The sequence below is a fragment of the Alkalispirochaeta alkalica DSM 8900 genome (assembly GCF_000373545.1).
Lineage (GTDB): Bacteria > Spirochaetota > Spirochaetia > DSM-27196 > Alkalispirochaetaceae > Alkalispirochaeta > Alkalispirochaeta alkalica.
The window spans coordinates 1-15,046 of the sequence record NZ_KB891717.1; the positions used below are offsets into that span (position 1 = coordinate 1).

Annotated in this window: 10 protein-coding genes and 1 rRNA gene; 1 reads left to right on the top strand and 10 read right to left on the bottom strand. The window is 56.6% G+C overall.

Annotated elements, in window-relative coordinates; translation table 11 throughout:
- Positions 1–212 precede the first annotated feature (212 nt).
- The 8 genes from B071_RS0109760 to B071_RS0109800 form a co-directional block, all read right to left on the bottom strand.
- Positions 213–1,196, bottom strand: coding sequence for an Hsp70 family protein (locus tag B071_RS0109760; protein ID WP_018526915.1), 984 nt, complete (start codon positions 1,194–1,196; stop codon positions 213–215).
- Between the two features lie 113 nt (positions 1,197–1,309).
- Positions 1,310–2,323, bottom strand: a complete 1,014-nt coding sequence (locus B071_RS0109770; RefSeq protein ID WP_018526917.1) for an ABC transporter ATP-binding protein — start codon at positions 2,321–2,323, stop codon at positions 1,310–1,312.
- Positions 2,320–3,411 (bottom strand): ABC transporter ATP-binding protein, encoded by a 1,092-nt coding sequence (locus B071_RS0109775; RefSeq protein ID WP_051075292.1) that lies wholly within the window; start codon positions 3,409–3,411, stop codon positions 2,320–2,322. Before B071_RS0109775 ends, B071_RS0109770 begins: the two co-directional genes overlap by 4 nt.
- The gene (locus B071_RS0109780) at positions 3,408–4,358 is read right to left on the bottom strand and encodes an ABC transporter permease (RefSeq protein ID WP_438829683.1); all 951 of its coding nucleotides are present in this window, start codon (positions 4,356–4,358) and stop codon (positions 3,408–3,410) included. Before B071_RS0109780 ends, B071_RS0109775 begins: the two co-directional genes overlap by 4 nt.
- Positions 4,315–5,286, bottom strand: a complete 972-nt coding sequence (locus tag B071_RS0109785; RefSeq protein WP_018526920.1) for an ABC transporter permease — start codon at positions 5,284–5,286, stop codon at positions 4,315–4,317. The genes B071_RS0109780 and B071_RS0109785 overlap by 44 nt, the downstream gene beginning before the upstream one ends.
- 77 nt (positions 5,287–5,363) lie before the next feature.
- The gene (locus tag B071_RS0109790) at positions 5,364–7,016 is read right to left on the bottom strand and encodes an ABC transporter substrate-binding protein (protein WP_157703126.1); all 1,653 of its coding nucleotides are present in this window, start codon (positions 7,014–7,016) and stop codon (positions 5,364–5,366) included.
- Positions 7,017–7,182: 166 nt separating this feature from the next.
- Positions 7,183–8,847: a hypothetical protein gene (locus tag B071_RS0109795; RefSeq protein ID WP_018526922.1), complete on the bottom strand. Its 1,665-nt coding sequence runs from the start codon at positions 8,845–8,847 to the stop codon at positions 7,183–7,185.
- Between the two features lie 90 nt (positions 8,848–8,937).
- Complete coding sequence (locus B071_RS0109800) at positions 8,938–10,944, bottom strand: alpha-1,4-glucan--maltose-1-phosphate maltosyltransferase (RefSeq protein ID WP_018526923.1); 2,007 nt, start codon at positions 10,942–10,944, stop codon at positions 8,938–8,940.
- 267 nt (positions 10,945–11,211) lie between these two features.
- Here B071_RS0109800 and B071_RS0109805 point away from each other — a divergent pair, with 267 nt between their 5' ends.
- Positions 11,212–12,126, top strand: a complete 915-nt coding sequence (locus B071_RS0109805) for a branched-chain amino acid transaminase (RefSeq protein WP_018526924.1) — start codon at positions 11,212–11,214, stop codon at positions 12,124–12,126.
- 149 nt (positions 12,127–12,275) lie between these two features.
- Here B071_RS0109805 and B071_RS0109810 read toward each other — a convergent pair whose 3' ends face one another.
- Together B071_RS0109810 and rrf are read right to left on the bottom strand one after the other, a co-directional pair.
- Positions 12,276–14,471, bottom strand: coding sequence for a bifunctional alpha,alpha-trehalose-phosphate synthase (UDP-forming)/trehalose-phosphatase (locus tag B071_RS0109810; RefSeq protein ID WP_026245139.1), 2,196 nt, complete (start codon positions 14,469–14,471; stop codon positions 12,276–12,278).
- 296 nt (positions 14,472–14,767) lie between these two features.
- A 5S ribosomal RNA gene (gene rrf / locus B071_RS0109815) occupies positions 14,768–14,878 on the bottom strand.
- Positions 14,879–15,046: the final 168 nt, after the last annotated feature.

Consider the following 15,046-nt stretch of genomic DNA (forward strand, 5'->3'; position numbering starts at 1 on the left):
GCTCTCAGTCAGTGCACCGCATCACTGCCGTGCGAGCGTGAATCTATCAGCTCTCATCACTCCGCGTCAACTCCTTTTCACACTCTTTGTGAAAATTTCTCACCTTTTGGTCTTCCCGAGACACCTCCCGATACGATTCGCATCGGACCACTTCGGCGAGAACCTCCGGCGGGGCTCAGCTCCCCGATAACGGACTGAACAGACCAGAAGTGCTATCTCCCGGGAATGAGCAGATCCTGATTAGCGAAGATCAGATCGGGATTTCTGATCCGGTTTCGATCGGCTATATCCAGAAAACGCCAGGGAGTGCCATAAAAACGCAGGGAGAGATCCCAGAGTGTATCACCCCAGGAAATCTGATAGAGGATATCGTCTTCGGGAGCCTGCTCTCCAGGAAAAGCGGATGAGACCGCTTTTGTCTCATCCGGGGCTTCTTCGCCCACAGGTGTAGCCACACCCCCATTCTGCGGCTGAAGAACTTCTTCGGGAGGAGCAGAACCGTTCCCCGCAAGGGGTTCCGGAGGAACATCCGGTAGCTCCAAGGCCTCGGCAGGTGGCTCTATCGTCTCGAGAGTGGTCTCTGGCGGAATCGATTCTGCTTCACCTTCTGTTACGAGAGATCGAAAGAGGAGCGTTGCAGCGGCAAAGAGAAGGACCAGGAGAAGCGAAAAGAGCAATACCAGCACGAGACGCCCGGACCGATGGTCCCGAGGCGCCTCCCACGGGAGAGGCTCATCATCAAAACCGGAGGACATTCCTGGATCATCAGGAAAGTCCCGATCCCCTTCGGAAATCCGCTGGTAGGGGCTGGATCGATAATGCCCCTCCAGGGGAATGACGAGACTCTGCATGTTGCCACCCTGCCGGTCCGTGGCTACCACGTGCAGCTGCCCGTCCTCATCAAGCGTAAGAGCGAGGTCGAGATCGGGCTCACCCTGCTTCCGGGGAGACAAATCGGTCAGGATAACCGTACCCAGGAGCTCCTCGCTCCCGACATCCTCATTGCTCTCGAAGGGATCATCCTGCGCTCCCTGGCCACGCGATTCATGCCCGCGATCACCATAAACATGATACAGAGAAATCTCAGCGCGATCCTGATCATCCCGCACCGTCGTGAGAACGAGCTTCTTCCGCGATGGCTCGAGCCCGTCGAAAACGGGATAGAAGCTCCGGTCGGCCAACCGCACACCTATCATTGATCTGTCCACCCTCTAATGGTAGTCCACCGGGACCGGTCCGACAAGGAAAAAAGAATAAATTTTCTCTACCCCCTGCAGACCTTTTTCACGCAGCCTCTTGCCACACTCCACTAGGAGATACTTCGAGGCCTGAGTTCTTCGGGAGAGAAGATACAGGCGCTCTGCTGCCCCTTCCTGCGCTCAACCAGCTCGTGGTCACAGGAAAGACAGGCGGGCTGGGCGTAGGGGCAACGCGGAGTAAACCGACACCCCTCGGGAAGATTAATCTGATCTGGCACGGCATCATCGACGGTTACTTCCTGGCGCTGGTAGTCGGGATCTGCCACGGGAACAGACGAGACAAGAACCTGTGTATAGGGGTGTTGCGGATGAGCAATAACATCCTCGGCGTCCCCGATCTCCACAATCTTTCCCAGATACATCACGGCGATTCTGTCGCAGAGATACTTGATCGTTGCCAGATCATGGGAGACATAAATCATGGTCAGCCCCATCTCATCCCGCAGACGCTTCAAAAGATTGAGAATATCTGCACGAATTGAGACATCCAGCATCGAGACCGGTTCATCGGCGATCAGCACCTTGGGACGAAGAACGATACCACGGGCGATCGCTACCCGCTGACGCTGGCCACCCGACATCTCATGGGGAAAACGATCGAGATAGTGCTCTGCGGGCTTGAGGCCGGCTATGGTAAGACATTCGGTCACACGACGGGCGATCTCTCCCTTATCCTTGAGGCCGTGAATTCGCAGAGGTTCTGCTATGGTCTCGAAGACGGTGAAACGCGGGTTCAGTGTTTCGTAGGGGTCCTGGAAGATCATCTGCACTTCCCGACGAAACCGTTTTCTGTCCTTCCGGGACGATGCCTCCAGAGGATGCCCATCGACGGTGATCTCTCCCGCTGTTGCCTCCTGGAGCCTCACGATAATCTCGCCCGTGGTGGTCTTGCCCGAACCACTCTCGCCCGCCAGACCGAGAATCTCACCGGAGGCTATATCCAGAGAAATGCCATCCACAGCCCGCACCACCTGGCGATCCTGCCGGAACAAATCCCTGGCTCCCCTCCGGACCGGATAATGCTTGTTCAAGTTTGCAATGGAAATCATCGGCGTCTCGCTCATCGTCCGGCCCCTTTTATCTCTTCATGTTCTATCTCTTCATGAGCATCTTCCCGGAGAATTTGTTCCTCGATTCTTTTTCGCACGGATTCCCAGGTGTCGCGCTTGCCTGCCTCCCGGCGGAAGGACTCAACCTTGTCGTTGTACCAGCACGCCGAATAATGATCATCCCTGACCTTCTCCAGAGGCGGTTCCTGGATCCGACACGTCTCGGTTGCGAAGGGACAGCGCACGTGAAATCGACACCCCTCCTGGGGCTCCGAGAGGTTGGGTGGGGACCCCGGAATAGAGACCAGCTCTTCCCGGCCAATCTCGGTTATACTGGGGAAGGCATTCTGCAACCCCAGCGAATAGGGATGATAGGGGGCACGGAAAAAACTGTCCGTATCGGCGATTTCCATAACCCGCCCCCCGTACATCACCATGATCGTCTCGCAGACTTCGCTCACCACGGAGATATCGTGGGTGATAAAGATCATTGAACTGGAGATTTCCTTATGAATCTTCTGGATGCGCTGGAGGATCCTCCCCTGGACCACCACATCGAGAGCGGTGGTTGGCTCGTCGGCAATAATGATGTCCGGTTCGAGGGAAAGAGCCATAGCGATAATCGCCCGCTGTTTCATTCCTCCCGAAAGCTGATGCGGAAAACTTCTGAGCCGTTTCTCCTCCAGACCCACCATGGAAAACACCTCAACGGCCCGGGCATAGGCTTCTTTCACGCTCATCCGGGAATGGCACCTGATAGCTTCAATAATCTGCTTCCCCACGGTATGAACAGGGTTCAGGGAGTTCATGGCGCTTTGTGAAACCAGGGCGATACGCTTCTGGCGCATCTTCCGAATTTCTTCGGCGCTCTTCCCGACCAGATCATCGCCGTCAAAGAAAACATGGCCCCCGGAAATTTTTCCGTTCTTGGGCAGGAGCTGCAGAAGCGCCTTCGCAATGGTGCTTTTTCCGCACCCCGACTCACCCACAATTCCAAGACTTTCTGCCCGCTTCAGGGTAAAGGAAACACCATCGACAGCCCGGAGCACCCCTCCCTGAATCTTGTATTCGACACTAAGATTCTGAACATCCAACATTGTCATCGTTTCCTTAATCGAGGATCTACCACGGCCTCCAGGGACCGCGCAACAAAGAAGATCGAGAGCAGGAGGAGCACTATTGCCATCCCGGGGGGAATCGTCCACCACCAGGCCTGGCGCGAATACCCCGAGATAAAATTAATATGCAGAATCTGTCCCCAACTCGTTACCCGGGGATCCCCGAAGCCGAGGAAGGAAACACTGGCTTCCGCCATGATCGCCCAGTTCACCATGAAGGCCATTTCCAAAAGAACCAGGGGGATCACATTGGGAAGAATATAGCGAACCATGATTCGCAGGTGCCCTGCCCCCGCAACCCGGGCTGCCTTGATATAGGGCCGCTGGGAGATGGAGAGGACCTGGGAACGAACGATCCGCGCCACCGTCCTCCACGACAGAAGNGAGACAGCCAGGATGATATTCCATATGCTGGGCTGCAAAACCGCCGCGAGAACGATTACAAAAGGAATAAAGGGAATCGCGTAGAAAAAATCGACGATCCTCATGAGCATCGAGTCTACCCACCCGCCGAAATAGCCCGCGATGATTCCTATCACCGAGCCAACGATCGTTACCAGCAGAGCCGCCAGAAAGCCCACCATCAGGGCGGTCCTGGTACCAAGAATTACCTGACTGAAGATATCCCTTCCCACGTCGGTGGTTCCGAAAGGATGTTCCCAGGAAGGACTCTCAAGACGGCGGATACCACCCTCGGGATGGGAATGACGGTCGCGGGGCCCATGAGGAGCCAGCTGCTCCGAAAAAACCCCGACGAAGACAAAAGCCACCAGGAGAGCGACTCCAAATAGCGCCAGTCGATCCTGCTTCAGGTTCGCCAGAAAGACCTGGAACGAACTCTGCCTGTTTACATGCCGTGTTACTATTTTCATTGCCTCCACATCCTTTTCATCGGTAGGTAATCCGGGGATCCAGGAAGGCGTAGACCACATCCGCCACAAGGTTCATGAACATCATAATCGCCGAAATGATGATAAACACACCCTGTGCCAGGGGATAGTCCGATCGCGTTACGGCCTGAACGATCTCCCGCCCCAAACCAGGCCAGCTGAAGACAACTTCGATCAGAACCTGGCCACCTATAGCTGCCCCGATAAAGAGAGCGCCTGCTGTGACCACAGGAAGAAGTGCATTCCGGGCCGCATGATGATAGAGAACTCTCCGTTCGGTCAGGCCCTTGGCACGAGCCATCTCAATATAGTCTTCGGACATGACTTCCAGCATACTGTTGCGCATGATCAAAAGAGGCGTGGCGAGAAAGTAAAACCCGGCCACGATGGAGGGCAAAATCAGGTGACGCAGAAAATCCCGGTTCACAAAGATTTCAAAAAACGTGTCCCCCGTATATCCCGTGGACCGCATCCCTTGAGCAGGGAACCAGCCCAAGGCAACCGAAAAGACCATTATCGCCATGAGTCCTACCCAAAAGGTAGGGGCTGAACGAAAGATCAGACTAAAGGTGACCCCCACAGACTCAAGAGGGGACCCCCTGTGCCAGGCCATCCAAGCCCCTCCCAGCACGCCGGCCAGATAGGCCACCAGCATGGCGCTGAGCATCAGAATCAGCGTCGCCGGCAGACGATCTCCAATCACACGAAGGACCGGCCGGTTATAAAAGAAGGAATTCCCAAAATCGAGACGCACCAGATCCTGTACAAAAATCTGGTACTGGGTCCACAGACTTTCATGCAATCCATACCGCTCGAGAAGAGCCTGTCTCGCCTCGCGCGGTATGGAGGGGTCCACCATGGATGCTGTGGGATCACCGGGCATTGTCCGGAACATAAGAAAGATCATGGTTGCGATGAGAAAGAGCATGATTACCATGACCATCAATCGTTTTGCTATATAGAACAGCACAGAGTTTCGTCTCCTTTATGAACGGACCGGGGCCGGCATATACCGACCCCGATCCGTCATCGTTCCGAGATATCCGATTATCGGGGCATCCGGAGACGGCCGTTGCTATCCCAGGTAAATCCTGCCTCGGCAAGAAGCTCCCGCGCCTTTTCGGGATCGTAGGTGTCGTAGATCGGCACCTCGGGATTATGCCAGAACTCGTTGGCCGCATTGATAACGAGACCACCACCGCCCCGACTTCCGTACCCTTCGAGCAGTACGTCCAGCGCGTAGTCGTAGTCTACCAGATAGGTCAGAGCCCGACGAAAGTCAGCATTGTTAAAGGGAGGCCGGTTATTGTTCAGCCCGATGTAGAAGAATCCGATGTCGGGTGCCTCGGTCAGCTCAAGGTGACTGAATCGCCCGCCCTCATTGTTCTTGATCTGATTGATATGGGCAGGGATCAGATCATAGGAGATTACATCGACGTTCTTCAGTTCCAGATCGGAGAGAACACCCTCGGGGGATGCGTAGATCTTGAAGATGTACCCCTCAATATTCACGGGAAAGAAGTAATCGTCAAAGCGCTCGGTCACCAGCTCTTCGCCGGGGCGGAAGCGGACGAACTTGAAGGGCCCGCTGCCAACGGGTCGGGCGTTCTCGTACTGTGTCACATCGCCCACGTTCTCCCAGATATGCCTGGGAACAATCGGGATTTGAGTAAGCGTGGTCGTGATGAACGGTGCGTAGGGAGCCTCCAGGACAAACCGCACGGTCTGCCCGTCCCTGGCCTCAACGGACTCGATCGGGTTGGTGAAGGATGCAAAGTAGCTGTCGGGGAGATCCATCCAGGTCTGGTAACTCCAGACCACGTCGTCCACAGTTACGGGTTTCCCGTCATGAAAGGTCATTCCCTCCCGAATCGTGACATCCACAACGGTATCTTCCACGATCTCCCACCCCGTGGCTGCCCAGGGCTCGGGTTCGACCTGGGGGCTCAGTCGAACCAGCTTGTCGTAGATGAGCCGGAGATTTCGCCAGTCGTAGACGCTGCGGGCAGCGAAGGGGTTCAGATTGGTGATATTGATATTGCTGGCTACAACGGGAACGGTGTGATCCTGCGAGAGAGGCTCCATCACCAGGGGGCTCCACTCGTTAAAGAGGCCCTCACCGGACATATTTACCATGTTGGTAAAACGGGTTTTGTCGTAGGTCTGGACGTTTGCCCGCGAGTAAAGCGTTATCCGCGGTACTTCTTCGGCCAGTATACGCTGCGCCCGCCAGACGATCTCGCGCCGGGCCTCGACATCCATCTCCTGACGCTGGGCATCGGCCAGAATATCGAACTCGGCGTTGGAGAAGCGGGAGGTGTTGTTTGCTCCGGCAACGGCGTTATCGGAATGGTTGATAGAGTGAATGAACATATCGGGATCGAGCCGCTCCACCCGACCGGACCAGCCGATGGTGTAGGCATCGTAATCCATATCCTCTCCGTACAGAACATCAAGGAGAACAGAAAAATCTGTCGGGCGAGCCTCCAGCGTTACCCCGATCTTTGCGAGCTCTTCGGCGAGTTCCTGGGCCATCTCGTAATTGACCCGGTTTGCCTCGGGGAGCGAGCTGAGAATCACCAGGTTCGGAACCGGTGCTCCCATGTCCTCATCGGCTACATCGGCCCGGCCGCCGCACGACACCACCAGCGATAGCGCCAGGCACGCCAAGGCCATGCGGAAAATATGCATTTTACCCATCAATTCACTCCTTTTCAAAATTGGTAATCAATATTTATAGAGAAAAATGGATACAGTCGCAACCAAGAAGGGCCGATTTTTCGGGTATTTCCTTATAGATTAGATCAGTCGATGACCGACAATGTCTGTTTTATTGATTTTTTGGAAAATTATTTCCATTTTTTCTTCATGGCAGTTCGTCCTGCTGATCCAGCAGAAACCGGATACCTTCCAGGGGAATCCATATCCACTCCGGCCGGTTGTCGAGTTCGTACCCTATTTCGTAGACCACCTTCTCAAGCAGGCACAGCCGTAGCAGTGCCTGAAAGTCCGCACGCTCTCCGGGCACGAGCCAGAGGCCCCGGATATCTTCCTGATAGGTCTTCAGAAAAACCTCCCGGGTTTGTCGGTACCACCATTCCCGCAGAGACGGTGGAAGAGCTCTCCCGCCGGGAGCGGTCGAAGAAATCTCGTGACAGGTCACGGACACCGCGTAATGAAAGGATCGGAGCATCCCTGCTACATCGCGCAGGGCCGGTCCTTTTTTCCGCCTTTCCCCGAGGGGCCGGGCCGGTTCTCCCTCGAAATCGGTGAGGATGAAATCATCGCCCGTGAAGAGGACCTGCCCCAGGTGGTAATCACCGTGAAGGCGTATCTTCCGGATCTCTGCACCAGGAACTATAGCGTCGGCAAGAAGACAGTGGATGTATTCTTCCCGAGCGATAAAATCTTCTGCCAGGGGCATTGCGGCCTCGGGGAAATCGGCCAGTCTTTGCCGGACCCCCGAAGCGACGTGCCGGATCAGTACGTGCAGGGAGGAGACAAGCCACTGGTGATCATCCGATGTGAACGGCTCCGGTCTGAAGGAGTCGACGGAAGAGCCCTCTGATCCCCGCAACAGGGCTCGGTGTAGCGATGCCGTACGGTGCGCCAGAAGGGAGACCTTCTCCAGAAAATCCCGCCCCCTGGTTCCGGGGGTGGCAACATAGTTCCCGGCGCGCGCCCTCACAGGGTCATCGACACCAGGAGCTTCCGGGGAGATACGCTGAAGGAGATGATTGAAGAAATGGCGACTTTCCTCTGTTACGTACTCCCATCCATCACCCTTGTTGGGAACATGCGCCATCAGGAGAGCCAGTGCAGCTTTCTCCCCCCCGGGGAAACGGTAGCCGAGACTCCCCAGATAGCGGGGAACGGGGCACGATTCGTCTGCTGTGGCCAGACAGCGAAGAATTTCGACCTCGGGGTTCTCCCCGCTTTCCAGAGCCCGGTAGACCTTCAGGAAGGTCCGATCCTGATACAGGAGGGCCGAGTTTGACTGCTCACCCCGCAGGAGTTGTGCCGTTCCCCGGGACAACCCGGCGATCTCCCTCCGGGCCATCCCTGCGGGCAAGCCTTCGATCGCCCCTGCAGCCCCCCGGACCACGGTGCCGGAGAGGAGTGTCTGTAACAGGAGATGCTGAACTCCCCGGGAGCAGAGGCCTTCAAAGCATATTCCCTGCTCACCTTCACACTCCACGGAAGCGACCACCCCTGGAGGATAGTCTTTTTTGATCCTCGCTGCTTCTTCCCCCAGGGCGAGTCCCAGGGGCAAAAAATAGACCGGCTCGTGACCATCAGTACAGATGACCCTGACCACCAGAAGCCAGGCCGAATCCCTTCCTTCCCCCGAAGAGGCCCTGCAGGGAATCCGGTCGATTACGACCAGTTCGCGAATACAGCGCGATTTATCGCGAAACCATCGGCTCCGGCGAAGGTACGGCAGGAGAAAAACCTCTTCCAGGGGCCTTTTCAGCGCATCGTCAAAGGTGGCCCACTGGTTCAGGGAAACGACAAGTGCTTTCTGCTCCATCAGGTCTGGCCTCATTCAGATGCGGGCTCCCGGGGAAGGGGTTCCAGACTCGCCCCCTCCGCCCGGGCGGAGGCGCGAGAACTGCCGTGATCACCGGTCAATAACAAAGAGATGAACCGGTGAAATGGCGGGATCCAGCTCGAGATAGTTCCAGTAATCGTGCCACGTCCAGGAATGACCGCTCAGGAGATCCCGCACAACAAAGGGATGGTGCGGATAGGGCCCCACGGCGGGGAGGGAGAACTCCACCTTTCCCGATTGGACTCCGGAATAATCCATGTTAACACAGACCAGGACGATATTGTCCCCGTCGTCGTCGGTTTTGCTGTAACAGAGCAGATGGGGGTTCGTGACCGCGTGGAACCTCAGGTTCCGGTTGCTTTGCAGCGCCCGGTTTTTCCGCCGGATCTCGTTCACCCGGGTAATCAGAGGGGCGATGGAGCGGGGATCGTGGCGATTCCAGGTACGAATCTCGTATTTTTCCGAGTTCAGGTACTCTTCACTGCCGGGACGGACCGGCTTGTGTTCGAGGAGCTCGTAGGCGGGGCCATAGATTCCATAGTTGGAGCTCAGGGTTGCGGCCAGGACCAGACGGGCTGCAAAGGCCGCTGGATTTCCCGACTGGAGGTCCTCGTGGAGAATATCGGGGGTGTTGGGCCAGAAGTTCGGCCGGAAGAACTCCCTGGGTTTCTCGCGAGTCAGTTCCGTGAGATACTGCCGCAGCTCTTCGGGACTGTTCCGCCAGGTGAAGTAGGTATAGGACTGGGTAAAACCACCCTTGGCCAGGCGGTACATCCGCTTGGGCCTGGTGAACGCTTCGGCCAGAAAAATTACCTCGGGCCAGCGCTGGTGAACCTCTTCGATGAGCCACTCCCAGAAGGGGAATGATTTTGTGTGCGGGTTATCAACCCGAAAGACCTGCACACCACAATCGATCCAGTAGAGGAAGACCTGGAGGAGTTCGTTCCAGAGCGCTTCCCAATCGTCGGTCTCAAAATCGAGGGGATAAATATCTTCGTATTTCTTCGGGGGGTTCTCGGCGTACTGGATCGAACCGTCGGGGCGGTGGACAAACCATTGGGGGTGTTCTTCCACCCAGGGGTGGTCGGGAGAGCACTGAAAGGCGATGTCCAGAGCGATCTCCATCTGATAGGTCCTTGCTTTCTCCACGAGATCAAGAAAGTCTTCCCTGCTCCCCAGACGAGGGTGTATCGCCTTGTGACCGCCTTCGGCGGAGCCGATCGCCCAGGGAGATCCCGGGTCCCCCGCAGCCGCCTGGGTAGTGTTGTTGCGACCCTTCCGCTTTGTTTCTCCAATCGGGTGAATGGGAGGCAGATAGAGTATATCGAATCCCATCCGGGCTATTTCCGGCAGCAGGGCAATCACATCCCGAAAGGTTCCGTGAGGGAGGGCTGGACTCTCACCGGCAGGCCCGCCCACCGCTGGGGCGGCGGCGATGCCGGCAGAACGGGGAAAGAGTTCGTACCAGGCACTAAAGCCGGCCCGCTCGCGATCCACCCATACCCGCAGAGGCTGGGGCAGTTCTGTCTTGTGCGACAGATCGGGATACCGGTCAACCAGCTCTTCGGCGGTCTTTTCCAGGGCCGCCTCAACACGCCGATCCAGGGATTTTGATCGATCAGCCAGTGTTGCGGCCAGATCTTCCAGACGTCGGGCATCCTTCCCCCGGGCCCGACCTGCCGCAGCGCGGACCAGAGCCGCGCCGATCTCAAGGTCGGTATCATCGGCGACATCGGCATCGTGTTTCTTGCGAAGCCCCTCACGCCAGGTCTGGCTGTGATCAATCCAGGCGCGCAGGGTGTACTCCCAGTACCCGAGGGAATCCACGGAGAAGCACCCGCGCCACAGGTCGTTGCCCGCCGGTTTTAGCGGAGTTTCCCGCCAGGTTCTGGCCCCCTTGGGCCGGACCAGAAGGGATGCCCGCAGGAGATCGTGACCATCAGCCAGAATGTCGGCTTCGACCTGTACAGACTCCCCCAGAACACGCTTTATTGGAAAGGCTCCTCCGTCGAGAGACGGCTCGACCCGGTCGATCACAACCCGCTTTTGCCCCGGCTGATTGAGTTTTTTCTTCATGATGTCTTGTATAGTAGCAGAAGAGGGACTGGGCGCAAAGAAGAATTTCGCCCCCCTGACTTCAGTCTTTTCAGGGCATTCTCCGTGCAGCCCCGCCCTCCGTACAAGGTATCTCCGGCACGGGAAACTCTCCCACCACGGCACACTACCACGGACAGGGCGTCGGAGGCAGAGGATCGGGAGGGAAAGAAGATTGACCAGGGAAGTTTGACAGAGACGGATCTGGACCCTATACTCAGACGGAAATTTCCGCCCAGGGAGGACGCCATGCATACTTTTTTACCCTACGCTTTTCTGAAGGGTGCTTTTGTCGAGTTCGAGAAAGCAACTCTCTCGGTGGCGACCCACGCTCTTCACTACGGCACCGCAGCGTTCGGAGGCATGCGGGGAATTCCCGATCCCCACAATCCTCGCCAGATTCTCCTCTTTCGGGCAGACCGGCACGCACAGCGACTAAGCAGGAGCGCCCGGTTTCTGAAATACGATCTTGAGGCCGGAGAGATCCTGAAAAACCTTGAAGCCTTTGTACGGAAAAATGCTCCTGCCACCCCCTTTTATCTCCGTCCACTGGTGTATACCTCGGACTTGGGAATATCACCACGCCTCCACAATGTGGAGAAAGACCTTCTTATCTACGGGATCGAGTTGGGGGACTATCTTTCTCCCGAAGGTGTTTCCTGCCGAATCAGTTCCTGGTATCGTCAGGAGGACCGCAGTTTTCCCCTGCGGGGAAAGATCAGCGGCGGCTATATCACCTCTTCCATGGCAAAGACCGAAGCTGTCGAGAGCGGATTTGACGAAGCGATCATGATGAACTCCCAGGGAAAGGTCTGCGAGGCCTCAGGCATGAATATCTTTGTTGTCCGGGACGGGGTAATCGTGACACCCGGCGTGGATCAGGATATCCTCGAGGGGATCACTCGGGACTCGGTTATCACCGTGGCTCGCGATATGGGCTACCAGGTAATCGAACGGCCCGTCGACAAGTCTGAGCTTCTCATTGCCGATGAGGTTTTTCTGAGCGGAACCGCGGCAAAGGTAACGCCCGTAAAGCAGATCGAGAATTATCCGCTCCCGAAGGAACGCCCCGTTACAAACGCGCTGAAGGATGCCATCACCGCCATAACCGAAAATCGGGAACCGCGCTACAGCTCCTGGGTTCATCCCATACCACTGGACTGAGGCAATCCAACGCACCGGGCCAACGAGCCGGGTCCCGTTCCCTGGGACCGGCCCGTTGCACCCGAAACTGGATCAATCTATCGGGGATACCCCTCCGGGGCCCTGCCGACGGCCCTTGGGACCAGGGTGATTAATCGAACCCGGGGTGATCAGACCGTGGTGGCAAGGAGTCGCCGCAACAATCGGTGAACCTCTTCTACACCGTCGATCGAGTAGAGCGCATCGGTCGCCCCCACTCCAACTTTTATCGAGACCGCCCCCTCAGGCAGAGCCGTGAACATGTGCTCGTCGGTTGCATCATCGCCGACGGCAATGATCAGGTCCCAGGGCCCCTGTTCTGCAAAGTGATGCACAACCCGTCCCTTGTGAACGTTTGCGGGTTTCACCTCCAGAACCCGATTGCCATCAAGAACAGAGAGCTCCAGATTATTGGTGAGGGAAATCAGGGTTTCCCTCAGTTCAGCGAGCCTCACATTGGCCAGCTCCGGTTCGCTGTTCCGGTAGTGCCAGGCAAGAGAAAAATCTTTCTCCTCCAGAAATGAGCCCGGTGTGCGATCAACCATGCGTTGCATGATGGGGGTGATCATGACTTTCCACTCGGGAACCTGAACCATCGCAGCTTGCCACTCTTTGCCGGGATCGCGTATCCACGCACCGTGACCGGCCCCCAGAGCCAGGGAGTCATCGGGGAACCAGGCCTGAAGGTTTGCTCTGTCACGCCCGCTGGAAATTACCACCTGAACCCCGGGCAACCGGTTTACATCAGCAATGAGCCGGAGCAAATCCTCGTCGGGCTTGGCCTGGTGGGGCTTGGAGCGGAAGCGCATGAGCGTCCCGTCGTAATCCAGAAGAAGCAGGGCCGTTCCGGATTGTTTCCAGCGCTTGCACAACTGCTCAAGCGCAGCGTCGTCCATGGGGGTCGCTCTGTGCTCTGCCTGGAGTTGCTGCATTTCAGCAAGTTTATCGAGAAATTCCTGGGCCCAGTATTGCACGGTGAGTCGCTGCAGCCGGTTCCGCATGGCCCTCATATTCTGATTCTGCTCTTCCCGGGGTTGCTCCAGCGCCGTTTTGATCGCACTGGCGATTCCATCAAGATCACTGGGGTTTACAAGGATTGCTTCGCTCAACTCTCGGGCAACACCGGCGGTTTCGCTCAGGACCAGCACACCCTGCTCGTCGGTTCTGGCGGCGAGGTACTCCTTGGCGATCAGGTTCATCCCATCGCGAAGGGGTGTCACCAGAAGAACATCGGCCCGTCGGTAGAGAGCGCTCAACTCTTCGAAGGATGCCGTCTGATACTGATAGTGGATCGGCACCCAGTTGAGAGTACTCATGCGGCCATTGATATCACTCACAAGCTCGTCGACCTCCCGCTTCAGCTCCATGTAGCGGGGAACGGATTCGCGCGAAGGCGACACGATGATGAGCAACGTCACAACACCGATATACTGAGGATACTCTTCCAGAAGGCGCCGAAAGGCCCGAATGCGGGTGGGGATGCCTTTGCTGTAATCAAGACGGTCCACAGAGAGGATCAACTTTTGACCGGCGTAGCGGGGGTCGATCATTCCACGAACATCCTTGACGGCAGGCAGTTCGCCAGCGCTCAGAAATCGCTCCCAGTCGATCCCCATGGGAAAAACATCGACCTTTACTGCGCGATTCCTTGTTCTGATGATACCCATGGAATGGTCGAAGCCCAACAGTCGCCGGACACTGGAGAGAAAATGGCGGGCATAGTCGTAAGTATGAAATCCGATCAGATCCGCTCCGAGAAGGCCTTCCAGGATCGCCTCCCGGGAAGGAAGGAGGCGGAACATCTCGAAGGAGGGGAAAGGAATATGCAGGAAGAACCCTACCTGGGCATGGGGGAACTCCTTCTTGATGAGCCCGGGCAGCAGCATGAGCTGGTAATCGTGCACCCAAACCGTTGCGTCTTCCTCCATGACCTGGGCGAGGACATCGAAAAATCTTTGATTTATATCCTGATAGGCCTTCCAGGTTTTGGAGACATATTCAGTGTAGGTAGGAAAGTAGTGAAAAAGAGGCCAGATCGTATCATTGCAAAAGCCGCTGTAAAAGAGGTCCAGATCTTCCTGCGAGAGCGGGACTTCAATAGCGTTGTGGTCCTGCCGCAACTGCTCCTGAATGCGGCGGTACTCTTTCTGCGGGAGATCATCCCGGGCAATGCCACTCCAGCCGACCCAGAGAGGAGGTCTGCCTCCTGTAGAGACCGAACTGAGCCCGGTTGCAAGCCCCCCTACGCTGGGGACAAGGCGCAGCTCGCCCTCCTCTTTCTGCACACTCACGGTGAGTCTGTTGGATACAAAGATGGTTTGGTTCATAACGTGCTCAAGGATAACACGGAACAGGGCGAGGATGAAGGAGACAAAAATTGACACAATAAATGTTATTGATTTTTACAAACCGGGATACTCTGCCTGGCACGGTCGTCGCCTTCCAAAGAATTCTTTTTGTATCCCCAGGCCCCTTGCGGGTCCTGGGGATGCAAAAAAAACGTCTCCTCCGCCGCTGCCCGCGGCTCCGGCTCGGTGCGTTCCTCGGGGCTCCGCCCCTGCGGTACGCACCGGGGTACCCAGACGTTTTTTATTGCCCCATTTCCATGTGGGCAATAAAAAACGTCTGGCGACGACCTACTCTCCCACCATGCGGCAGTACCATCGGCGCGAGAGGGCTTAACTTCCGTGTTCGGAATGGGAACGGGTGGAACCCCTCTGCTATGATCACCAGACGTAACAATTATCTGTTACCGGAACGGGAATGAAGGAGTGCATCAGGCGGGAGCCTGAGCGACTCGGGATGCCAGGGGCGCATCCGATGCGTTGCAGCGAGTGATATCTCGAGCGTCCTGAGATGACCCATATGGTCAAGCCTCACGAGAAATTAGTACTGGTCGGCT